This window comes from Vermiculatibacterium agrestimuris, from assembly GCF_943193085.1.
GTDB lineage: Bacteria > Bacillota > Clostridia > Oscillospirales > Oscillospiraceae > Vermiculatibacterium > Vermiculatibacterium agrestimuris.
Genome location: NZ_CALPCU010000004.1, coordinates 88228 through 110140 on the forward strand (window position 1 = coordinate 88228; position 21913 = coordinate 110140).

A 21913-nucleotide genomic window follows, 5' to 3' on the forward strand; every position below is an offset into this window, starting at 1 on the left:
AGGGAAGGGCCGCCTGTTATCTCAATTTCCGGATCAAATAGTTGATGCGAAGCTCCTTGAAATCCTGATCGAACTTTTTCGCAAGGTATTCGGTTAAGCCGTCTGAGAGCATCAGGTTCTTTTTTAGCAGTGTCAAGATCCCCTCATAGCTAAAATTCCTTTCCACGCAGGTAAATGCAGCCGCACCCAGCGTCTGCCCAATTTCAGTCAGCTCCTCTTTGGCGATGTCGCCCGGCATATCCAGCGTCAGCTCCGGATTAAAACGCAACACATACTGCTCCCATATGATGTCTATCATATATTTGACCTGCAGCAGATTTTCCTTTTCCAGCTCCCGGATCTTCGCAAAAGCAAGATAAGGGCGCAGAAGGCTCTGGAGGTGAACGTCTACCTGCTTTTGCAGCTTTTTATCAAACAGGTCGATAGCGGCCTCTTTTTCAATTTCTCCCTGTTTGATCCCGTTCTGTATTTGGTTTAACAGGGCGAAATACCTCTTACCCCATTTTTCTTTTCGTAGCTCAGGGGAATCGAAATCCAGATTCGCCGCCTTGCCGGCCCAGTTTGGGTCTATTTCCTTGATTTTTTTCAACTCATTTTCAATTTTGCTCAGCATAGGGCTTATCCCTCCATTTTTACAACCAAAGTAAATTCATCCGGCTTTTTTTCGGCATCTCTTGCGGATACCAACTGATATAAATGTTCCTTATAGACCTTATGAGACTTGCTTGAAGCCAATACCTTTAATTCAGGCGATAGGGGATGTCCACAAATCGTCCCCACGTCTATCACTTCTTTTTCCACACGATAAAAAATATCCGATATTTGATATGGATCCTTATCTGTATGTGACGTTTTCCTTTTGGCGCGGCTATACTGCGTCCGATAAATGCGATAGCCGTATGGCGTGAGGTCATAGTATCTGTATTTCCTGATCTTCCTCTGATCCACGAGCCCTACGTCCACCAGCAGTTTCATTTCCCGAAACAGGTTGGATCGATCCATTCCAACGTCTTCCGCCATTTTGATCTGTTGAGCGGTTCCGTGCTGATACAGGTATTCTATGATCTTCGGGAAATACTTTCGGCCCGCTACGACTTGAAGCTGCCGATCTTGCTTTGCTTTTTCTTCCTGGCGCTTCAATTCGTCATATTTTTCCTGGAACATTCCATAGTAGTAAAATCGGATGGAATGTTTTTTTCTCGTGTAACTGCGCAGTCCGCCGGCGACTCTTCCCACCGCCTCAATCAGCGCCTCTCGCTGCGGCAAGGAGCCCTCTTCTTCCAGGTGGGAAAGGGCCTGCCCCACCTGATCCGCAAATTCAGTTAGGCTCTGATGCAATTCTGCCACGTCCAAATCTTCCTGCGTGAACTGGATAAGGGCATCGCTGATACTTTTTTCCGTAGGAAGGACATTCTCCTTTGTGCTGATCGTAGTCTGTTGATTTTTCATATTTGATTTTCCTTACAGTGTTTTATATTGGAGCTCCGGTATTGCAGTTCCATAGGACGTTGGGAGCTCTACTGTCAGCGTGCAACCCCGGCAGCTATCCGGCGCGCCGCAGCCACGAAATTCTTTGCGTATGCACCCCATGTGCCCGTTTGCCAAATATGCCGCCACCAGCGGTGCTCTCTCGGCAGGGCTCGTCTTACCGCCCAAGACCGCACAGGTATTACACAGCACCACGTCACACATTCCCTTTTCTGTATCGGACAGACTTCGGAGCAACCGATCTTCGCCCTGTGAAAAAACGATATGCAGCAGCAGGGTGAGCTTATACCGCTCCAACGCATACTTCAGATATCCGCTCTCAAAAGTATCCGCGCATATCATCATGCCGATCCGTCCTACATGGGGAACATGGAGCACATAGAATTTATTGTCCGCTTCGATGGGCTCATAGCGGAGGGCTCTCCTGTTCCCCTTTGAGGCGTCAAGCTCGAAAGCCCACTGCTTATTATACCCAAACACGCAGTTGCCATCGCTGTCCAAAACGAGCAGCTGATTGACCCACTTTCCGTCGCGCTCATATTCCGAGGTGGGAAGGAAAACCAATCCGGGGCGACGATTTCCATATCCCTCCTGTAAATAGGCGGCGCTTTGTGCGATGCAGGAGGGCGAGGCCATCATCTCGGGAAAGAGAAGAATGTGCGCATTCTCCGCCCTCGCGGCGTCTATCGTCCGTTTGACCCGCTCTGTGATCTCATTGGCCTTCGTCTCAGAATAGCGAACATAGAAGTTATCCTCGCCCGGCTTCGTGCCGGCCTTAAAGGGTGCCTGGCTGCTCAGGGGGGACATTATGAGCTTCAGCGGCTCTTTGTCGCAAAGAGTCACAAGCAGATGCTCCGCCTCCCATTTCGACCCGGGCGGCACCCACAGATAATGCCGCAAAAAGCTCAGCGGGTCGCGCTGGAGGCTTTCCGAGCTTCGGAAACCTCCCTTTTCCCAATCACACGGAAGCCGCGGTATGATATCCCCAAACTCTGACCGGGTCCGGGGGTTGAGGGATACAAGCATCTCGATGTAGTCCGACACATCTACAGCCTTTAATTCATTCCTGGCAAAATCAGAATCCGAAACGTCAAAAACGGGGTGGGGGCGGGTAAAGCTCCGGCTGTTGGCGGGCCACTCCATCAGGTCGTCCACAGCCACAGCCACACATAGGATGAGCACCCAGTCGACCGGCTCGCACTTCAGGGCTTCCTCAAGCGTGACAAGGATCTCTTCCGTCAGCTCCGCGCAGAGGGTCGGGCGCGCTTCATCCGCGCGCAAAAAGGGGAAACGGGTCTTGACGTCCTCTATTCTATCCTCCCAGCAATTTGCCGCCTGTTTATACAGCTTTTCCTTTGCATCGTCATCCAACTGCTCTATTCTCCAACACAAAACGGTCAGCAGATCGTAAAATGTGCCGCCGTGCACCAGCTCATATTTAGGGTCATCTTCTGGCATTTCTCTATCGCCTCTATTTCTATCCCCTTGAGGGGAATCTTTTTTCAATTCAAATATACCACAAGACAAGCAGAAATGCAAGAAAATTGTTGTGTTTTTGTTGTATTCTTCTGCGTGCCGGTGCTGGCTGGCACCCTGACCAGCGCCGACGGCGAGGGCCACTACTTCTGGGTCGCCGTGGGCAAGCTGAGTGTGACTGGCGCCAACAGCACCAAGACTGGCTCTTGGGCTACGGACGCCGACGGCAACACCGTTACCGCCGCGCCCGCCGGCAGCTATACCTACACCATCACTGCTGGTACCGATGGCTCCACCTACGGCGCCACCCTTTCCAGCGGCAGCTTCACCATCTGATCTTAACTGCCTTCGCAGTAGATCGGCTGTAAATAAAAACAAGCCCCGAACCGTTTGGTTCGGGGCTTGTTTTCTCCCTTACCGCAGGGCGATGTAGTGATAGCGTGTATTCTTGGCGTTGACCTGATTCCAGCCCTCATGGCACACCCGGAACCCTTGCTCCGTCACCTCCGCCGCCAGGCCGTTGTTGGTGCCGTTGATGGGACAGCCCGGCATAAACAGGCCGCCGCTGGTGGCGTTGTAATTGGTGAAATAGCCCATCCGTCCGCTCTGGTCACACAGCAGCACTACCGCAGGCTTGAATCCCAACTCGATACTCCGCTCTGCCGCCCCGCTTCCGGCATAACTTCCGGTAACGAAGATCTCATCCAGGCGTTGAAAGTTCTCGTTGAATTCCTCCCGCAGAAAGTCATCCTCCGGCTCCCAGATGTGGAGCTGGTAGTTCTCCGTTTTTTTGCTTGACATAGTCAAACCTCCCTTCAAACCGGGAGAAACAGCGCAGAAAGATACCCGAAAACGGCAAACACCGTCTTCGGGGCCTTTTTGCGCTTTTTCCCCATTTTTCGCTCGCTTTTACGCAGTAAATTGCGACTGTGATTTCTCTCCGGTCTACCAAATGTCTACCAAAATCCCCCTTCAAACCACTGTCCCCCAAGGGCTTCAAAAATTACCAATATTTGGTGTCTACCAGATGTCTACCACCATCACTTTTCCGGCCGGGAAACGCTGTTTCCCGGCCGTTTTTTATGCTTTTTCTCACTTTTGTGGCCGCACCAGTGGTGTCATACTTGGAAAGCAACAGAAAAAGTCCTTATTTTTCAAGGCTTTCAAGCGACAAACTTCGTCAAAATAAAAAAGGAGGAAACAATCCATGAACAACCTCAAGCGCGTCCTCAGCCTGGGTCTCGTGGGCACCATGCTTGCCGGCATGATGGTCATGGGCGCCAGCGCTGCGGAGTTCACGGACGGCGAGAAGATCGAGCACGCCGACGCCGTGAGCACTCTGGTTGCCCTGAAGATCGTCGACGGTAAGCCCGACGGCTCCTTCGATCCCGAGGGCAACGTGACCCGTGCCGAGATGGCCAAGATGATCGCCACCGCCATGAACGGCGGCAACGAGGCCAACACCGGCGTAAAGACCAACCCCACCTTCACCGACATCAAGGGCCACTGGGCGGAGAGCTACATCGAGTACTGCTCCGACATGAAGATCATCTCCGGCCGCGGCGACGGCACCTTCGATCCCGGCGCCAACGTCACCGGTCTCGAGGCCACCAAGATGGTCCTCACCGCCCTGGGCTACGCCGCTGACGCCTATCAGCTCACCGGCGCCACCTGGGCCACCCGTACCGACGAGCTGGCCCGTCAGGCCAGCCCCAAGCTGTACGAGGATCTGGAGACTGTCATGATGGCCAATGCCGCCACCCGTGACACCGCCGCCCAGCTCATCTGGAACGGCCTGCAGAACACCACCAAGCAGGTTCGTCCCACCACCGGCGTGAACACCGGCTCCATCGAGTGGACCTACGAGGACGGCCAGATGATGCTCACCGAGCGTTACGGCGCCCAGATCTTCGAGGGCACCTTCGAGGGCAACTACAACACCAGCGCCACCGGCGCTGCCAAGGGCGAGATCCAGATCAAGGGCCGCCTGCGCGGCGCTGCCGAGGTGGCCGCCAACGGCAACCCCATCAGCCCCACCACCGCCAACTTCCCCTCCGATCTGGACATCTCCTTCATCGGCGAGAAGTTCAAGGTCATCTTCAAGGATGGCAACGGCGGCCAGAAGAACGCCCCCGATAAGAAGGACACCATCTACGGCGTGTTCAACATGGACGAGACCAAGGTCTACCGCATCACCAAGGGCGACCTGCAGGACGCCAAGGACGAGGTCAATAACGGCCGCATCAAGTTCGGCGACGTACTCTACGACGTGGCCGGCGTAGATGAAAACGACAAGGCCGTGATCTGGAACTACGGCAATACTGCCGACACCCTCGGCTCCACTGTCCACGGCTCCGCCGCTGACGCCACCAAGGTCGAGTTTGCCACCTGGATCAACACCGCCGCCAACGGCCTGCGTGTGAAGTCCACTGACACCATCAAGTTCATCACCGACGACAACGGCGCCATCTGCAAGGCTTACGTTGAGACCTGGACTCCCTCCACCGTCCTGTCCAAGACCAGCAGCAAGGTTCAGCTGGAGGGCGTGGGCTCCAAGGATCTGGAGAACGTCCGCTTCGTGGGCGATGAGGCCGGCAAGGACGATCTGGTCGCCACCGCCGCCTTCTACAACGGCTCCAACGCTGAGCAGCAGGTGAAGAAGCTCACCACCGTCGAGGGCAAGGTCGAGGCCAAGGACGGCGACAAGCTGCGCATCGACGGCACCTGGTACGACAAGTCCGCCAACTTCAAGGCTCTCAGCGACTACGCCACCACCACCTTCAACGTGGGCGACGAGTACAAGCTGGTTCTCGAGGGCGAGAAGTACTACGTGGCCGGCGCCACCATCTCTGCCGAGACCGACTTCGCCATGGTTCTGCGCACCCAGAAGGGCATCACCGACCAGGTCAAGCTGCTCCTGGCCGACGGCTCTGAGAAGACCTTCTCCGTGCACAAGGACTCCACCGTAAAAGTTATCACCAATAGTACCAGCACCGTGAACGGCAACGAGATCGCGATCAATGAAGATGCCGGCGCCGTCATGGTCAAGTACGAGACCCTGCGCAACGGCACCGAGGTCAAGATGACCCTGGTCGCTCCTGTGAAGGATGCCAGCGGTACCACCACCCACACCTTCAACAAGAACACTAAGGTTCTGACCACGATCAACGGCAGCAATCCTGCTGTGACCCAGGTGGTTTCCGCCGACGCCATCGCCTTCATCTACTTCGTTGATGAGAATGATGCCACCAACAGCAAGTGGAAGGTGTTCAACGCCAACACCACCAGCTCCATTAACGCCAAGGATGAGACCAATGCCTATGTGGGCACCAAGAGCGACAAGGTGGCCGCCTTTGCTCTGACCACCACCACCATGCCCACCGGCGCCGGCGACAGCAGCCGCTACGGCTTCGTCACCGGTAAGGTGGAGACCACCTACGGCTCTGACAACGAGAAGGGCACCGAGTTCACCGTTTGGAACGGCGACGAGAGCGACACCGTCCTGGTGGAGGGCACCTCCGCCGTGACCAAGGGCGCTTTCGTGAAGTACACCATCAGCGACAGCGCCATCTCCAGCACCGAGTTCGAGGCTCTGTCTCCCTCCATCGTCAAGGTGAAGGAGCACGACACCGCCCGTAAGCTGGTCATCACCACCACCGAGACCTACGGCGTCAACGGCGTTATTGCCGGCACCGACACCTCCTACCGCATGAATGACGACACCGTGATCATCGGCGTGAAGATGGACGGCAACAAGGCCTCCACCAACAACACCATCCAGAAGTACACCCAGATCTCCGGCAGCGACTTCAACAATGCCGCTCTGGTTCTGGGCACCGGCGACGAGGCTGACCTCATCAAGGCCATCTATGTGGACGAGGACAACAAGATCGACGGCAGCGGCGCCGCTTCCGCCCCCGTGACCGTGGGCAACGCCACCGACGTCACCCAGGCCGGCGTGAAGGTCACCGCCGTGGCCGACAAGACCAGCGCCAGCGTTAAAGAGAAGGTCAAGTACACCGTGACCGTCTCCGGCACTGCTGGGACTGGCGCCGCGGACGACACCATCACCCTGGCCATCACCGGCCTGAGCGGCGCTACTGCTCTGGCCCCCACCAGCGGCACCAACTGCACTGTCAGCGGCCTGGTCATCACCATTACCGCTGATGACGTCGCCACCAGCGGCACCTTCACCGTGGAAGGCACCGTGACCGGCGCTGTGTCCGCCACTCTGACCGGCGCGGCTGCGTAATCAGGTTTTCCTGACCTGACTCAGCTGTAAAGCAAAAAAGACCGTCCCCGGGATCACTCCCGGGGACGGTCTTTTTCCCTGTTCCCTCTCAGCCAAAGGCCCAAAAGTGGTAGCTGCTGCCCTCCTGGTTGCAGTAGGTGCCCTGGTAGCGCTGGATGACGGTAAAGCCGCGCTCCGTGACGGTGACCCCGCCGCTGGGGTTGTCCCGTAGGGCCAGGCCGCCGTAGCTGCCCGAGCCGCTGATGGCCAGGTACTGCCCACCGCTGGCCATCAGTACCGCCTGGGGGTGGAACCCCAGGTCGATGTCCCGGCTGGCCGCCCCGTCGCCCACATACACCCCCGCCGCCATGCGGGCCATGTGGCCGTCGATGGCCTCAAAGTTCTCGTTGAACTCGGTGCGCAAAAAGTCGTCTTCCGGCTCCCAGGTGTGAAGGCCAAAATTCAGGGTCAAATTGCTTGACATTGTTATCATTCCTCCTCAAAAGAGGTGAAGAGGGGGGAAAAGTTTCCTCCAAAGTGCGAAAATTCTGGCCCGGGGGAAGGTGCGTGCCTTTGCGGGACACTTTTTGCGGTTTTCACCACTCCCTTTGAAGGGAGGTTTATCTATGTCAAGTCACAAAACAGAGCATTACAAGCTCCATACCTGGGCGGCGGGGGACGATTTCCTGCGGGAGGAGTTCAATGACAATTTTGAGGCGCTGGACGCCTCAGTCCGAATGGTCACCGGGGCCTACGCCGGGGACGGCGAGGCCCAGCGCGTCATCCACCTGGGCCTCACGCCCCTGGCGGTGCTGCTGGTGACCCAGGACGGCGTGATACGCAGCGGCAGCAACACCAGCTACACCTATGGCGGCCTGGCCCTGCCCCAGCGGCCCGCCCGCACCCCCGACAACAAGCCTGCGGTGGAGATCGTGGAGAACGGCTTCCGGGTGGGCAGCCGCCTGCAAGGCAACTACATTTGGACCAACTGGGGTGCGGATACCTACCACTACATCGCCTTCTATTGAGCCCCGCCGAATTGACGCGGGAAAAGAACCCCCGGACGATCTCTCGTCCGGGGGTTCTTTTTTTAGTGCTTGCAGATTGCGTTAAGAGGTTTAGGCGATGTTGATGGTCACAGTGATCTCGCCAACCTGAACGCCGCCCACCTTAACAGTCACCTTCACAGTGCCGTTGGCGGAGTTGGTCAGGCCGGCAGCAGTCTTGACAGTGATGGTAGTGCCGCTCACAGAAGCGATCACCTTGGTGTCGTCAGCAGACTCGACAGTCACGGTCTTGTCGGTGGCGTTGTCGGGCTTGATGTTGGAGACGGTGATCGCATCGGCAGCCGTGTCAGCGGCGGTGATCTCGACGGCGTCCTTGCTCAGGTCGGCGCTGGTCACAGCCACGGCGGGAGCCTTCTCCTCATTGCCCAGGGCAACCTCGTTGCCGTTGACGTCAGTGTCGTTGTTGGCGTTGAAGATGATGGCCACGATCTTGTTGGTCTTCTCAGTGTCGAAGACCAGCTTGGCGTTGGCATAGCCCTTGGTCTCGGGGAAGGCGCTGATGCCCACATCGTCCAGGCCCTTCTTGTTGTCGCGATCCACGTAAACGATGACAGCGTCCTTATCCAGGGCGTTGACCTTGGCGTTCTCGCCGTCCTTGGCCTCGAAGACGCCGCTGGCCAGGGTCTTCTCCAGCTGACCCTTCACGTAGTAGCTCAGGGTCTTGTCGCTCTCGGAGTAGCTGTCCACGGCCACGTCCAGCACGCTGTTGACAGCGGCGGCAGTGACGTTGGCAGCCAGGACCTTCATCTCGCCGGTGGTCTTGTCGTACAGCTCGTCGCTGGTCTCCTTGAAGGAGATGTAGGCGCCCTTCTTCAGATCCAGCTTGCTGGCGTCGGAGCCAACGTAGTCAGCGTCGACCTTGATGGTCTTCTCGCCGTCCTGGGTCCACACGGTGGCCTGCTTGTACTGCTCGTCGCCCACCTTCACGGTGCGCAGGTCGGTGGTGATCATGCCGTACAGGGTGTCGGCAGTGGCGCCGCCGGGCACGCGGCCCAGATCAACGTAAGCGTAGAGGATACGGCCGGAGGAATCCTTCACGTAGGCAACGTCCTTGGCCTCGTCCTTTCCAGCGGCGTCGGTGGCCTTGATGTCGCCCAGGTTGCGCAGGCTGTAGTACTTGTAGTCGGCGGTGGCGTCGGCGCTGGTGTTCACGAAGAGAACGGCGTCGGAGGCGGCCACAGCCACATCGCCCAGCATCTTGGTGTCGTCATCCCACACCAGGTCGCCGCCGGTGACCTTCACGAAGCTGGCGTCCTTATCGCTCTGGCCGTTGGCAGCAGTGGTGCTCTGAGCGGTCTTGATCTTGATGGTGCCGTCGTTGGTGACGGAGTACTTGATGAGGTTGGAGATAGCAACGCTGTCCTTCGCCAGCTGAATGTCGGACTTCTCGTCCACATTGTAGGTGGGCTTGCTTCCGTCGGGCTTCAGCAGCTGCACGCGGCCCTGATCCATCTTGGTGGCGTCCCAGTTCTTGCCGTTGGAGGCGATGACCAGAGCCCAGTCGGAAGCGCCGCTCTCCAGCTCGTTCACCACGGCCACGAAGCCGTTGACCAGGTAGGCGGCCACGGTGTTGCCGATGTTGCCGTCGAAGCCGGTGTAGGCGTCGTCCACCACGTTCTTGTAGTTGCCCAGGTTCTCCTCGCGGATCTTGTAGTTCTCGCTGTCGATGGCCACGGACTTGGTGCCCTCGAAGGAGGTGATCTCGCCCTCCACCACCTCGGCCTTGGCCACGGTGTAGTGAGCGTCGTCGGTCTTGGTCTTCTCAGCGTAGATGCTGGTGACCACGACCACGTCGTTCTTCTTCAGGCCCTCGGCCACATCGTTGTCCTCCAGGTCGATGGTGCCGATGCCGGACAGGGTGATCTTGCTGGAGGTGACGGAGGTCACCTTGGCCAGGTAGGACTGCACCAGGTAAATGTCGGTGACCTTGTTGTCGTCGTTGATGACGACCTTGATGGCGTCGCCGTTGACCTTCTTCAGGTCGTCCTGAATGGCCTTGGCGGTGGTGTAATCCTTGCTGGACTCGCCATAGTTGGTGTGGACGGTCACCTTGTCGTCGATCTCATAGAGAGTACCGGCAACCTTGATCTTGCCCTTCTTCAGGTCGTCCTTGGCGTCGGCCACGTCGTTCAGAGTGGCCTTGACCACCTGGGACTTGTTGGCGTTGAACACGCCGAGGATGGTGTCCTTCTTGTCGGGGCCGGTGACGCCGCCCTTGCCCTCTTTGTAGACGACCTTGACAGTCTCGCCGATGTTGGAGATGTCGAAGTCAGAGGGGAAGCTCCAGTTGTCCACCACGATCTCGCCCTCGGTGGTGGTAGCGCCGGTCTTCTCATTGCCCTTGAACTGGCCTTCCTTGACCTCGGCGTCATAGCGCTGCTTGAGCAGGCTGGTGCTGTTGGTCACGTAGGTCCACTCCACGCCGCCGCCGCTGGTGGTGGTGGGCTGCACGGTGCGGGTGCGGTTCTGCAGACCGTTCCAGATGAGCTGAGCGGCGGTGTCGCGGCTGGCGTTGGCAGCCATCATGACGCCGGCCAGATCCTCGTACATGTTGGGCTCGCCCTCCTGGGTGCCGGTCATGGTGCGGGCGACCTCGTCGGTGCGCACGGCCCACTGGGCGCCGGTCAGCTTGTAAGCCTCGGCGTCAAAGCCCATGGCGGTCAGCACCATCTTGGTGGCCTCGAGACCGGTGACGTTGGCGTCGGGATCGAAGGTACCGTCGCCCCGGCCGGAGATGATGCCCAGGTCGGCGCAGTACTCGATGTAGCTCTCAGCCCAGTGACCCTTGATGTCGGTGTAGGTGGGAGTGGTCTTGGTGCCGGTGTTGGCCTCGCTGCCGCCGTTCATGGCGACGGCGATCATCTTGGCCATCTGGCTCCGGGTCACGTCGCCCTCGGGATCGAAGCTGCCGTCGGGCTTGCCGTCGACGACCTTCAGGGCAACCAGTACGTTCACGGCTTCGTCGTGCTGGATCTTGTCGACGTCCGTGAAGTCCGCGGCGCTGGCGCCCATGACCATCATGCCGGAGAGCATGGTGCCCACGAGACCCAGGCTGAGGACGCGCTTGAGGTTGTTCATGGATTGTTCCTCCTTTTTTATTTTGGCGGGTTCGCCCTACCCCTAAAATCCCTGGAAACTTAGTGTTCCCAGTACTTTCAGGGAAGTATGACACCACTGGTGCAGCCGTAAAAGTGAGGAAAAGCATAAAAAACGGCCGGGAAACAGCGTTTCCCGGCCGGAAAAGTGATGGTGGTAGACATGTGGTAGACACCAAATATTGGTAATTTTTGAAGTCCTTGGGGGACAGTGGTTTGAAGGGGGATTTTGGTAGACATTTGGTAGACCTGAGAAATTTGCAGTCGCACAGTAATGTGCGAAAGCGGAGAAAAAGGACGAAAAAAGGCCCAGTCCAACTGGACTGGGCCTTTTGAGGGGACGCTTAGGGAATGACCACCAGGCGGATCTTGCCGCCCTGCGCCGCGGGGCGGTCGTAGTAGACGGTGAGCTGGTCGGCATAGCCGCGGGCGGCCTCCAGGCCGGTTTCACCGGGGGCGAACCAGGTTTTGGTGGAGTTATTGTAGCACTGCACTTTGTCGGACACGGGCCAGGAGACCCCGGCCACAGTAACGGTCATGTCGTCCATGTCGAAGCTGGCACGGGCCACGCCGGTGATGGCGGTGAGATAGACCGTGGCGGCCACCTTACCGTCGGCGGTGTAGGCCACGCCGCCGGGAACCTTGTTGCGGACGGTGGAGAGGAAGGTGCCGGCGGGAGTAGTGGTCTCCGCGCCCTTGTCGCTGCCCTGCCTGACGCAGAGGGTGGGGGCGCCTTCCGTTTTATAACCTATAATGATAGGATTGCCGTTTCCGTCGTAGACGATGACCTCTTCTGTCACCGGGTTTCCATCCTCGTCGGTCAGAGGCTTGCCGTCTTTATCCAGCACAGCCTTTTCCTCGGTCTTATATTCGGGGATCCGCTTCCCGCTTTCATATTTAAAATACCCGTACTGGTAAGCGTCGCCGGTGACGTCATTGAGCACCAGGCAGTTGATGCGCCCGGTGGAGTCGGTGGAGGTAAAGGCGATCTTGTCCCGGGAGACGGTGGCGGGGAGCTGGTCGTAGCTCACAGCCACCATGTCGCCCTTCTCCACCCGGTCATAGACCACCACGTTCTCGGAGAGGACTTTATCTCCCACGGTGCGCGTAGCCACATCCAGATTTCCGCGGGGGGTGGAGCCGGAGACCAGAGCGAGACTCAGGTGGCCGGAGGTGGAGCTGGTGACGGTGACCAGCTGGTTGTTGTAGCGGTCTTTGGCGGCGGAATGGACTTCGCCGGTGACTTCCAGGCCGCTCTGAAGGAGCTTGACGGTGGCGGTGGTATCCGTGACGGTGGCCACGCCCACGGCGTTTCCGGTCACGGTGTCGGCGGAGACCACGCCGGCCACCTGGTGCTCTATGGTGAGCAGAAGGGTGATCTTGTCCCCGGGCTTGAAGGCGGCCAGGTCGCTGCGGGCGGAGGCGAGCACGTCAAAGGACTGGCCCATGAGCTTGACGGTGATGGGGGCCTGGGGGCTGGGAGTGACGCTCTCATAGACGCCGGTGAGCTTCAGGTCGGAGACCTGAATGACCCGGGTGCCCGCGTCCCAGGTGGCCACGTCCCACTGGCGGATGTCAGAGGCGTCGGCCGCCACGCCGTTTTTGAACATGGTGTACGTCCCGCCATTGGCCAGGGCGGCAAAGGGATTGGCGCTTCCGTTGGGGGCGGTGCGGGCCACCATGGAGGTGGCGGAATCGGGGTCGGTGGAGGGGAAGAAGAGATAGGAGAGTTTGCCGTTGGCTCCATAATGGAGGGTGACGGAGGTGGAGGACTTGACGTTGGTATAGACCTCGCGCCAGGTGGTGGTCTTTCCGTCGCGGTAGACTGTGGTGTCGGGCTCCACATCCAGCCGGTCGCCGCCGGAGATGGTGAGGTAGGTGGCCTGGGTGGAGATGATGTTCACCGTGCGGCTGCTGGCGCCCTCCTTGCGCTGGAAGGCCAGGAGCTTGCCGTCGGAATCCAGGATGGCCTTGCCCTCAAAGCCCTCCAGCGCGGCGTCGAAGACCCGGTCGGTCTTATAGGTGCCCTTGGTGGTCTGCACGGCGCCGGTGGTGCCGTCGTCAGCGGTGGCGTCCACGTCCAGGACAATGCCGCCCTCCTCCTCTTTTCCGCCCATGGAGACCAGGTAGCTGTCCTTGGAGTCCTTGGGCTCGGTAAAGTAGAGGTTATAGAAAAGGGTGGCGGCCTGGGCCCGGGTGAGGGTTTCGGTGGGGCCGACGTAAAGATCATCGGTGAGGCCGACGGAGGCGGCGGTGGAGATATAGCCGTCATACCAGGCCATGCCGAAGCCCACATTGGAGTCGTTGTAACCCAGCACCCGTATAAGGATGGTCACTGCCTCGGCAAAGGTGATGGGATCGTCGGGATGGAAGCAGCCGGTGGCGTCGCCCCGGATGATCCCGGGGGTGGCGTTGTCGCCGGTGCCGGTGGACTGGGTGGCCACATTGATGTAGCCCCGGGCCCAGTAGGTGGAGGGGACGTCCTTGAAGATGGTGCGGCCCTCCTGGGTGGGCACCTCGTCGGCGCGGTCCAGGGCCCGGACAGCCATAGCGCAGAACTCAGCCCGGCTCAGGGTGCCGCTGGGGTTAAAGAGCCCATCGCCTACGCCGTCGGTGACCTTCATCAGGCGGAGGAACTGAACCGACTCCATAAGCTGAGGATCGGAGATGTCCCGGAAGGGGGTCTGCTGGGCGGCGGAGGCCGCGGGGAGGACGGTAAGGCTCAGGCTCAAGGCCAGGCCCAGGGCAAAAATGCGTTTCAGTTTCATTTGCGTTGTCTCCTTCAATCAATCTGCGCGCAGAGCTTCTACCGGCTGGAGGGCGGAGGCCTTGATAGCGGGGTACAGGCCGAAGATGATGCCCAGGGCCACGGAGATGGCAAAGGCTCCCGCAGTGATACTGGAACCTGGCATCATCACTAACCCGAAGGATAGCTTTGTGACCACCATGGTGCCTATGTAGCCCACGACAATACCCAGGATACCACCGATCCCGCAGATCATAGCCGCCTCAATGAGGAACTGGGTGATAATGCTCCGCCGCTCGGCGCCGATGGCCTTGCGGATGCCGATCTCCCTTGTCCGCTCGGTGACGGTGACCAGCATGATGTTCATGATGCCGATGCCGCCCACCAGCAGGGAGATGGCGGCGATGCCGCCCAGGAAGCGCTGCTGGAGGGCCGCAGCCTCGTTCTGGCTGTCCTGCCACTGCTGGGGATTGTCCACATAGTAGCCGCCGTAGTTGGTGTTGACAATATTGGACAAAAAGCCGTTGAGGTCGGTGACCACCTTGGTGATAGAGTCGGAATCCTTGACCTTCACGGTGTAGTCGGTGATGGACTCGTTGTTGTTGAAGTAACGGGTCATGGAGCTGGGCAGGAGGAGAAGCTGGTCGTTGCGCTTGATGGACTCGCTCATCCAGTAGGAGTCCTCGCTGTTACCCAGGTTCAGCCCGGCGGCCTTGCTCTGGTAGACGCCGATGACCCGGAAGGGCAGACCGTTGACCGAGATGATCTTGTCGATGGGGTCAGCGAAGGAAAACAGGTACTCCGCTGTGTCCGAGCCCAGGATGCACACCTGGCTCATGTTTTGGATCTCCAGATAGCTGAACTCTCGGCCCTTGGCGATCTTGTAGTCATTGCACAGGCCATACTTGTCGTTACCCAGGCGGATCTGGGGGTAATGATCGTCACTGCCCCCTCCGTAGGACACAGACATTCCGCCACCCTCTACCACTACCATACCGCCGCCGTAGTTCCGGTTCCGGGCCAGGGTCTTGGCTCCGTAGGAGATAGTCACGTCCTGGCTCACATAGCCGTTGGGGGTGATGCCCTGGATCTCCTTCATGCCCAGGCAGTAGTCATAGAGCTGCTGGCCCACATTGTTGCTGGAATCCATCCAGTTGTAGGCCGAGACCGACAGGGTGTTGGTACCCATGCTCTCGTAGTAGGCCTTCATGGCCAAGTTCTGGCCCTCGGCATAGGAGACCAGGATGATGACGGCGGCCAGGCCGATGATGATGCCCAGCATGGTCAGAAAGCTACGGCCTTTGTTGGAGGAGATGGATTTCGCGGCCATCTTTACCGCTTGGGAGATATTCACAGGCCCACCTCCTCTCGGGTGCCGTCGGCGATGATCTTGCCGTCCGCGATGCGCACGATGCGCTCGGCGGTGGCGGCGATGCCGTTGTCGTGGGTGATAAGAATGACGGTGGTGCCGTCATCGTGGAGAGAGTGGAGGATCTCCAACACATGGCGGCCCGTCTTGGAGTCCAAGGCGCCGGTGGGCTCGTCGGCCATGATGATGTTGGGGTGGGTGGCGATGGCCCGGGCGATGGCCACCCGCTGCTGCTGGCCACCGGACATTTCGCTGGGCTTATGGCCGGCCCGTTCAAACATGGCCACCCGCTCCAGGGCGGCTTCGCTGCGGTCATGCCGCTTGTCAAGGCCGATGCCCTGATAGATGAGGGGCAGCTCCACATTTTCCCGGGCGGAGAGGGCAGGTATGAGGTTATAGCCCTGGAAGATGAAGCCGATCTGCTTATTGCGGATGTGGGCCAGCTGCCGGTCACTGAGCTCGGTGACATCGGTGCCGTCCAGATGGTAGTCCCCGTAAGTGGGGATGTCCAGACAGCCCAGAATGTTCATGAGGGTGGATTTGCCTGAGCCGGACTGGCCGATGATAGAGACAAACTCCCCCCGGTCGATCTGAAGGCTGACCCCATCCAGGGCCCGCACCTCGCTCTCCTTCCCCTCGTTGTAGATCTTATAGAGGTCTTTAATATCAATCAGCATGGCGGCCTCCTTAGCCCCAGGCCTGCTGTACGAAGTAGTTGACGAAGATGGTCTCTCCGCCTTTCAGACCGGACTTGATCTCCACATTATAATTGTCGGAAAGGCCGGTCTCCACGGGCACGGCGTAGTAGCCGTCCTCCTGAGAGGGATAGGTGGGGGTCTCGCCTGGCATGAGCTCGGGAATGGGCACATCCACAGCGTTATCCGGTTTGGCCTCCGCCTGAACGAAGACCACCGAGGCGGTCTCCCCGTCCTCCAGGGAAACGTACTTTACGCTCTGCATGGGCACCACCAGGCAGTTTTCAGACTGGCTGGTGACGAAGGAGTAGCTCAGCCACATGCCCTCCAGCAGGCTTCCGTCGTAGTTGTCCACCTCCAGGGTCACCGGGTAGTTGGTCATACCGGAGCCCATGGAGTCGCCGGAGAGGGACATGTCGATCTTGGTGACCACACCGTAGAAGCTGCTGCCGTCGCCCCGGCTGGACTGGAGATCCACACCCATGCCGGGCTTGACGTAGGCGATGTTCCGGTCGTCCACGCTGATGGTGACCACCATAGTAGTATTGTTGGAGATGGTGATGACGGTGTCGCCGCTTTTCACCTCTCCGCCCTCCACCAGAGTGCAGGAGGTGACGGTGCCGTCAATGGGGGCCACGGCGTCAAAGTCCTGAAGGGCCTCCTGGGCGGTCTCCAGCGCCTTCTGGGCGTCGTCTACCGCCTTCTGATTCTCCTCCAGAGTCTTGCGGAGATTGCGGATCTCCTCGTCGATGGTGTCCGAGCTCATCACCAGCAGCACATCGCCGGCCTTCACGTCGGCATAGCGCAGCAGGTTGGTGCTCACCATGGGGCCGCCGGCCTCGGTGACCACCTCCCGTACCTCGTAAAACTCCGTTTTGCCGTTTTCGTAGGGATAGATGGGCGCGCCGTAGGCGTCCACCAGCGCGGCGGTCGCATTCATGCCCTCTGTCAAGGTGCCCGGGTTGTCAAAAACCACGATGACCTCGAAGTGGTCGGCCCCCTCCGGCGATATGTAGTGAACTTTGTTAATGGTTTCCACTTTACCGGTGAAGCCGCCCATGACCGCGGGGATGGAGACGCTCACGTCCTGCCCCACGCTGATGGCGTTTTCATAGGCGTAGCTGAAATAGAGGGAGAGCTTCAGCTTCCGGTCGTTGACCAGAGTGCATACCGTGGCGCCCTTGGCCACATCCAGGCCCTCGGTAAATTTGCCCACCTCGGTGATCTTGCCGTCAAAGGGGGCGCGGACAGTCAGGTTGTTCTGCTGTTTATAGAGGTCGTTGATGTCCTTCTGGGTGTCGGCGATGCGCTCCTGGGCGGTACGCAGGGCGTCCTGCCGGGAGGTGACCTCGTCCTGAGCGGCCTGAGAGAAGATGGTGTAAAGGGGTTGGCCCGCCGTCACCACGTCGCCGGCGTTGACATAGAGCTGCTGCACCGTGCCGGACTGGGTGAGGGTGATGGCCGCGGATTCCTTGGCCCGGGCGGAGCCGGAGCCCTGGACGGAGGAGGTGATGGAGCCCAGATTCACCTCGGTGGTCTGCATCTCGGTCTCGATCTCTTCCGTTTTGTTCAGGAAGCCGTAGAGGAAGTACCCCCCCACGCCCAGGGCCGCCAAAACGACGACGGCGATCACGGCGCTGCGGATCTTCCGTTTGTTCTGCTTCTTTTTCACGCTGCTGGTCTTGTTGATAGCTTGGGTGGGGGTGGTCTGCTGGGCCACCGGGGTCTGTTGTTCGGACATAGCGTTCCCTCCTGCGTGTTCTTGATCGTCCTTCATTATAGTTCTCTTCCATTCCGGAAACAAGGACAAAGCGGTAACAAATTCTTAAAAAATTCTGACGTTGTTACCTTAATAATATATATAGACGTTTTAGGGCGGGGAAAAGTTCCCCACAAATTGCATTCTTTTGTCCAATTTCCAATACACGCAAAGTTTTTTACGGTTGTGTTACAAATCGGTTGATGGTGTTGACGCGGGCGGAAAGATGGTTTATGATGATGTGCGTAAGGCGAGGGGAGTCATACTTGGAAGGCAGCAGAAAAAATCCTTATTTTCCAATGCTTTCCGGCGACAAACTTCGTCAAAATAAAAAAGGAGGAAATATCCATGAACAACCTCAAGCGCGTCCTCAGCTTGGGTCTCACTGGTGCGATGCTCGCTGGGCTTCTCACCATGGGCGCCAGCGCTGCGGACTTCACGGACGCCGACAAGATCGCCCATGACGACGCCGTGAACACTCTGGTTGCCCTGAAGATCGTCGACGGTAAGCCCGACGGCAGCTTCGATCCTGAGGGCGACGTCACCCGTGCCGAGATGGCCAAGATGATCGCCGTGGCCATGAACGGCGGCAACAAGACCAACACCGGCGTCAAGACCAACCCCAGCTTCACCGACATCAAGGGTCACTGGGCTGAGAGCGAGATCGAGTACTGCCATGACCTGGGCATCATCTCCGGCCGTGGCGACGGCACCTTCGATCCCGGCGCCAACGTCACCGGTCTCGAGGCCACCAAAATGGTGCTGACCGCCCTGGGCTACAAGTCCGCGGCTTATCAGCTCACCGGTGCGGCCTGGGCCGTCAACACCGACGAGCTGGCCCGCAAGGCCAGCCCCACCCTCTATGAGGATCTGGAGACTGTCATGATGGCCGCCAACGCCACCCGTGACACCGCCGCCCAGCTGATCTGGAACGGCCTTCAGAACAACACCCGCATCGTCAACCCCGGCGAGAACAAGAACAACGGCGAGGTCTCCTGGAACTATGTTGACAGCGAGAACACCCTCCTGGAGGAGCGCTACGGCGCCACCGTGTGGGTCGGTACCTATGCCGGCAACGATGACAGCATCTCCACCGTGGACGACGGCTGCATCCAGCTGACCAACGCCGGCAATATCAAGACCGACGAGGCCTCCCGCACCGCCACTGTCACCTTCACCTCCGACCTGGGCATCGAGAACATCGGCGAGCAGGTCAAGGTGGTCTACAAGGACGTGACCGGCGGCACCCCCAACCGTCCTGACAAGAAGGACACCGTTTACGGCGTGTTCAACACCGGCGTGACCGAGGTCTATCGGGTCACCAAGAGCGACCTGCAGGACTCCGAGAGCTCCAGCAAGATCAAGTTCAACGACAGCAAGTACGAGCTCTCTGCCGCCTCCATCCCCACCGTGACCAACTACGTCACTTCCGGCACCGCCAACGTGGCCACCATCAACACCACCTGGCGCGGCGAGAAGAACGTGGACGAGATCAAGTTCACCTGCAACACTGACGGCAAGATCGACGGCGCTTATGTGACCGAGGTCAAGGCCGGCAAGGTCACCTCCGTGACCTCCAGCAAGGTGACTGTCTCCGGCGCCGGCACCTTCGAGATCGACAAGAACGACGTCTACGAGGGCATTGCCAAGGACGACGTGGTGGTCTACACCCGTTACTACAACGCCACCGACGCCAGCAAGGCCTACTTCACCGTGGCCAAGGCTGAGACCGCCGAGGGCAAGCTGGAAGGCTACAAGAACGACTCCGGCAAGCACGTCAACGTCACCGTGGACGGCACCACCTACAAGATCAACGGCGAGCCCGCTACCGGCACCATTGCCGACCTCACCGACGACGCCATTCGGAATCCCGGCAATGACTGCAAGATCGGCGACACCGTGAAGGTGTATCTGGCCGGCGGCAAGGTGGTTGCCATCCAGGCCATGGAGCAGACCGGCGGCAAGTACGCCCTGATCATTGACAACGATCCTTCTTCCAGCGGCAACAAGATCGATTCCAAGCTGAACCCCTACCGCATCACCGTCCTTCTGCCCGACGGCACCGAGAAGACCGTTGTCATCGACAAGAACTCCACCCCCGACGGTTCCGTGCCCGCCACCAAGGTCGTTCCCGGCTCTGACGAGAGCAAGTTTGTCAAGGGCGTGCTGGTGGAGTACACCTCCATTAACGACACCTCCATCAAGATCAAGAACGTGGTGGACGGCACTGGTATCACTGGCATCGCCACTGCCGACAAGTACAACGGCACCGGCAAGGTCAATGTGCCTGCCAAGGACAGCAACGGCAACGGCTCCGTCAAGATCTGGGACAAGGACACCAAGAAGCTGACCTATAACGGCACTACCGCTGCTACCGCCGCTTCCGACGCCGTTCTCTTCGTAAAGACCACTGGCGCCAACGGCGTCAAGTACAACGCCTACAACCTGCGTGACCTGGGCGTGTTCAGCCTGGAGAATGACACCACCTCCGCTGTTGACAAAACTGTCGCCGTGTTCCTGAACAGCGACGGCCTGGTGACCGCCGCCTATGTGGAGCTGCCCGCCAAGCCCGTCAGCGACAGTGCCGACACCCTGTACGGCATTGTCACCTCCGTGGACGGCCAGGTTGCCGATCCCACCGACAAGGACAACACCGTTTGGGCCTATAAGGTGGCCGTGGGCCGCGATGAGGATCTGGTGGTTCACATCGACGAGACCACCGCCTCCCTGAAGGCCAAGGACGTGGTCAAGTTCGACGAGAAGACCTCCACCGTCTATGAGACCGGCGACTTCATCAAGTTTGCCGCTTCCGCTGTCACTGCCGAGAAGATGAGCGCCCCCGTGGCCATTAAGAGCTTTGACGAGAAGGTCAACCTGCTCTCCTTCTACACCGCCACCGAGAAGGCCGACGTCAACTCCGCCTTTACCGGCAAGGGTGTTGTGGGCACCGAGACCGTGGATAAGGACGTAAAGATCTTCTACGTCAACGCCAAGGACGGCAAGGCCGGCGATGAGATCGGCGTGCAGGAGTTCAACCCCGACAACGGCTACGCCAATGCTGTGTACCACACCAACAGCAAGGGCCTGGTGGACGTGATCATCATCGAGACCTCCCGGGAGAAGAACATCCTGGCCAACGAGACTCTGGCTACCTTCGGCACCAAGGTGGAGATGACTCTGCCTGCCGCTCCCACCGCCACCACTGTCACCGGTAACGGCGGCGTGTATGAGGTCACCATGAACCCCGCTGCCGGCGCCAAGGTCATCAAGGGCGGCATCGTGACCATCTCCATCAAGTGCACCACCGCTCCCACTGATGCTGAGACCTTCACTCTGGGTGCTGACGCCAACATTGAGGACATCTCTGCCGGCGTTACCTTCACCAATAGTGATGCGAACGCGACCAAGACCATCACCTTCAAGGTGAAGACTTCCACTGCCGCTACCCTGACCCTCACTGCCGCGAAGTAAGATAGTCCCATACTTCTGAAAAGGCAAAAAAGGACCCCGGACGGATATTCCGTCCGGGGTCTTTCTATCGCCCCTGGAGCGCCCTCACCAAAGGGCCAGATAGTGGTATTCGTGCCCGTTGAGGTCGCAGCCGCCCGCCTTGGTCAGCCGGAAGCCCCCTTCCACCACCTCCAGGTATATCTCGTGGCCGGAGCCAATGTCCCGGCAGGGGTGCCCCGGCATGGCCAGGCCCTTGCGGTCGTCGAAGGCGCTCATGCTGTGGAACACCAGCACCGCCAGGGGCGTGAGGCCCAGGTCGATGACGCGCTGGGCCGCGCCGTCCCCGGTATAGGCCCCGGTGACCATTCGCACTGAGGTATCCAGCAGGGCAAAGTTCTCGTTGAACTCCTCCCGCAAAAAGTCGTCCTCCGCCTCCCAGATGTGGAGCTTGTAATTTTCTGTTTTGTGACTTGACATAGTCAAACCTCCCTTCAAACCGGGAGAAACAGCGCAAAAAGATACCCGAAAACGGCATAC

At 59.0% G+C, this 21913-nt stretch carries 15 protein-coding genes; 4 read left to right on the forward strand and 11 right to left on the reverse strand.

Annotation, left to right across the window (positions count from 1 at the left end):
- Nucleotides 1-16: 16 nt before the first annotated feature.
- From NFR87_RS02390 to NFR87_RS02400, 3 genes are read right to left on the reverse strand one after another with little or no spacing between them, the layout of a single operon-like run.
- A complete protein-coding gene (locus NFR87_RS02390; RefSeq protein WP_251445817.1) occupies nt 17-613 on the reverse strand; it encodes a hypothetical protein in 597 nt (198 codons plus the stop codon).
- 5 nt (nt 614-618) lie between these two features.
- Entirely contained in the window at nt 619-1449 is an 831-nt protein-coding gene (locus NFR87_RS02395) for a winged helix-turn-helix domain-containing protein (protein WP_251445820.1), read from the reverse strand.
- Between the two features lie 12 nt (nt 1450-1461).
- On the reverse strand, nt 1462-2946 hold the full coding sequence (locus tag NFR87_RS02400; protein WP_251445823.1) for a carbon-nitrogen hydrolase family protein: 1485 nt from the start codon (nt 2944-2946) through the stop codon (nt 1462-1464).
- A 75-nt stretch (nt 2947-3021) separates the two neighbouring features.
- Between NFR87_RS02400 and NFR87_RS02405 the strand changes: the two genes are divergently transcribed.
- Entirely contained in the window at nt 3022-3300 is a 279-nt protein-coding gene (locus NFR87_RS02405; protein WP_251445826.1) for a hypothetical protein, read from the forward strand.
- Nucleotides 3301-3378: 78 nt separating this feature from the next.
- On the opposite strand, the gene NFR87_RS02410 is transcribed toward NFR87_RS02405, so the two are convergent.
- Nucleotides 3379-3765: a hypothetical protein gene (locus NFR87_RS02410; RefSeq protein ID WP_251445828.1), complete on the reverse strand. Its 387-nt coding sequence runs from the start codon at nt 3763-3765 to the stop codon at nt 3379-3381.
- 406 nt (nt 3766-4171) lie between these two features.
- Here NFR87_RS02410 and NFR87_RS02415 point away from each other — a divergent pair, with 406 nt between their 5' ends.
- Nucleotides 4172-7216, forward strand: a complete 3045-nt coding sequence (locus NFR87_RS02415; RefSeq protein ID WP_251445831.1) for an S-layer homology domain-containing protein — start codon at nt 4172-4174, stop codon at nt 7214-7216.
- A gap of 88 nt (nt 7217-7304) precedes the next feature.
- Here the strand turns inward: NFR87_RS02415 and NFR87_RS02420 are convergent, their stop codons facing one another.
- Nucleotides 7305-7679 (reverse strand): hypothetical protein, encoded by a 375-nt coding sequence (locus tag NFR87_RS02420; protein WP_251445834.1) that lies wholly within the window; start codon nt 7677-7679, stop codon nt 7305-7307.
- A 142-nt stretch (nt 7680-7821) separates the two neighbouring features.
- Here NFR87_RS02420 and NFR87_RS02425 point away from each other — a divergent pair, with 142 nt between their 5' ends.
- Nucleotides 7822-8223 (forward strand): hypothetical protein, encoded by a 402-nt coding sequence (locus tag NFR87_RS02425; protein ID WP_251445837.1) that lies wholly within the window; start codon nt 7822-7824, stop codon nt 8221-8223.
- 90 nt (nt 8224-8313) lie between these two features.
- Here the strand turns inward: NFR87_RS02425 and NFR87_RS02430 are convergent, their stop codons facing one another.
- From NFR87_RS02430 to NFR87_RS02450, 5 genes are all read right to left on the reverse strand, one after another.
- The gene (locus NFR87_RS02430; protein ID WP_251445840.1) at nt 8314-11340 is read right to left on the reverse strand and encodes an S-layer homology domain-containing protein; all 3027 of its coding nucleotides are present in this window, start codon (nt 11338-11340) and stop codon (nt 8314-8316) included.
- Nucleotides 11341-11701: 361 nt separating this feature from the next.
- Nucleotides 11702-14125 carry an S-layer homology domain-containing protein gene (locus NFR87_RS02435; protein ID WP_251445843.1) on the reverse strand — a complete coding sequence of 808 codons (2424 nt, stop codon included), beginning with the start codon at nt 14123-14125 and terminating at the stop codon, nt 11702-11704.
- 18 nt (nt 14126-14143) lie between these two features.
- Nucleotides 14144-15433, reverse strand: a complete 1290-nt coding sequence (locus tag NFR87_RS02440; RefSeq protein WP_420910697.1) for an ABC transporter permease — start codon at nt 15431-15433, stop codon at nt 14144-14146.
- Nucleotides 15434-15453: 20 nt separating this feature from the next.
- Nucleotides 15454-16149, reverse strand: a complete 696-nt coding sequence (locus NFR87_RS02445) for an ABC transporter ATP-binding protein (RefSeq protein WP_277613118.1) — start codon at nt 16147-16149, stop codon at nt 15454-15456.
- Between the two features lie 10 nt (nt 16150-16159).
- Complete coding sequence (locus NFR87_RS02450) at nt 16160-17908, reverse strand: efflux RND transporter periplasmic adaptor subunit (RefSeq protein WP_251445849.1); 1749 nt, start codon at nt 17906-17908, stop codon at nt 16160-16162.
- Between the two features lie 366 nt (nt 17909-18274).
- Here NFR87_RS02450 and NFR87_RS02455 point away from each other — a divergent pair, with 366 nt between their 5' ends.
- Nucleotides 18275-21397: an S-layer homology domain-containing protein gene (locus tag NFR87_RS02455; RefSeq protein WP_251445852.1), complete on the forward strand. Its 3123-nt coding sequence runs from the start codon at nt 18275-18277 to the stop codon at nt 21395-21397.
- Between the two features lie 84 nt (nt 21398-21481).
- Here the strand turns inward: NFR87_RS02455 and NFR87_RS02460 are convergent, their stop codons facing one another.
- Nucleotides 21482-21853 (reverse strand): hypothetical protein, encoded by a 372-nt coding sequence (locus NFR87_RS02460; protein ID WP_251445855.1) that lies wholly within the window; start codon nt 21851-21853, stop codon nt 21482-21484.
- Nucleotides 21854-21913 lie beyond the last annotated feature (60 nt).

Coding starts and splice junctions, on each gene's coding strand:
- NFR87_RS02390 (WP_251445817.1), bottom strand. CDS start 613: ATGCTGAGCAAAATTGAAAATGAGTTGAAAAAAATCAAGGAAATAGAC.
- NFR87_RS02395 (WP_251445820.1), bottom strand. CDS start 1,449: ATGAAAAATCAACAGACTACGATCAGCACAAAGGAGAATGTCCTTCCT.
- NFR87_RS02400 (WP_251445823.1), bottom strand. CDS start 2,946: ATGCCAGAAGATGACCCTAAATATGAGCTGGTGCACGGCGGCACATTT.
- NFR87_RS02405 (WP_251445826.1), top strand. CDS start 3,022: ATGCAAGAAAATTGTTGTGTTTTTGTTGTATTCTTCTGCGTGCCGGTG.
- NFR87_RS02410 (WP_251445828.1), bottom strand. CDS start 3,765: ATGTCAAGCAAAAAAACGGAGAACTACCAGCTCCACATCTGGGAGCCG.
- NFR87_RS02415 (WP_251445831.1), top strand. CDS start 4,172: ATGAACAACCTCAAGCGCGTCCTCAGCCTGGGTCTCGTGGGCACCATG.
- NFR87_RS02420 (WP_251445834.1), bottom strand. CDS start 7,679: ATGTCAAGCAATTTGACCCTGAATTTTGGCCTTCACACCTGGGAGCCG.
- NFR87_RS02425 (WP_251445837.1), top strand. CDS start 7,822: ATGTCAAGTCACAAAACAGAGCATTACAAGCTCCATACCTGGGCGGCG.
- NFR87_RS02430 (WP_251445840.1), bottom strand. CDS start 11,340: ATGAACAACCTCAAGCGCGTCCTCAGCCTGGGTCTCGTGGGCACCATG.
- NFR87_RS02435 (WP_251445843.1), bottom strand. CDS start 14,125: ATGAAACTGAAACGCATTTTTGCCCTGGGCCTGGCCTTGAGCCTGAGC.
- NFR87_RS02440 (WP_420910697.1), bottom strand. CDS start 15,433: ATGGCCGCGAAATCCATCTCCTCCAACAAAGGCCGTAGCTTTCTGACC.
- NFR87_RS02445 (WP_277613118.1), bottom strand. CDS start 16,149: ATGCTGATTGATATTAAAGACCTCTATAAGATCTACAACGAGGGGAAG.
- NFR87_RS02450 (WP_251445849.1), bottom strand. CDS start 17,908: ATGTCCGAACAACAGACCCCGGTGGCCCAGCAGACCACCCCCACCCAA.
- NFR87_RS02455 (WP_251445852.1), top strand. CDS start 18,275: ATGAACAACCTCAAGCGCGTCCTCAGCTTGGGTCTCACTGGTGCGATG.
- NFR87_RS02460 (WP_251445855.1), bottom strand. CDS start 21,853: ATGTCAAGTCACAAAACAGAAAATTACAAGCTCCACATCTGGGAGGCG.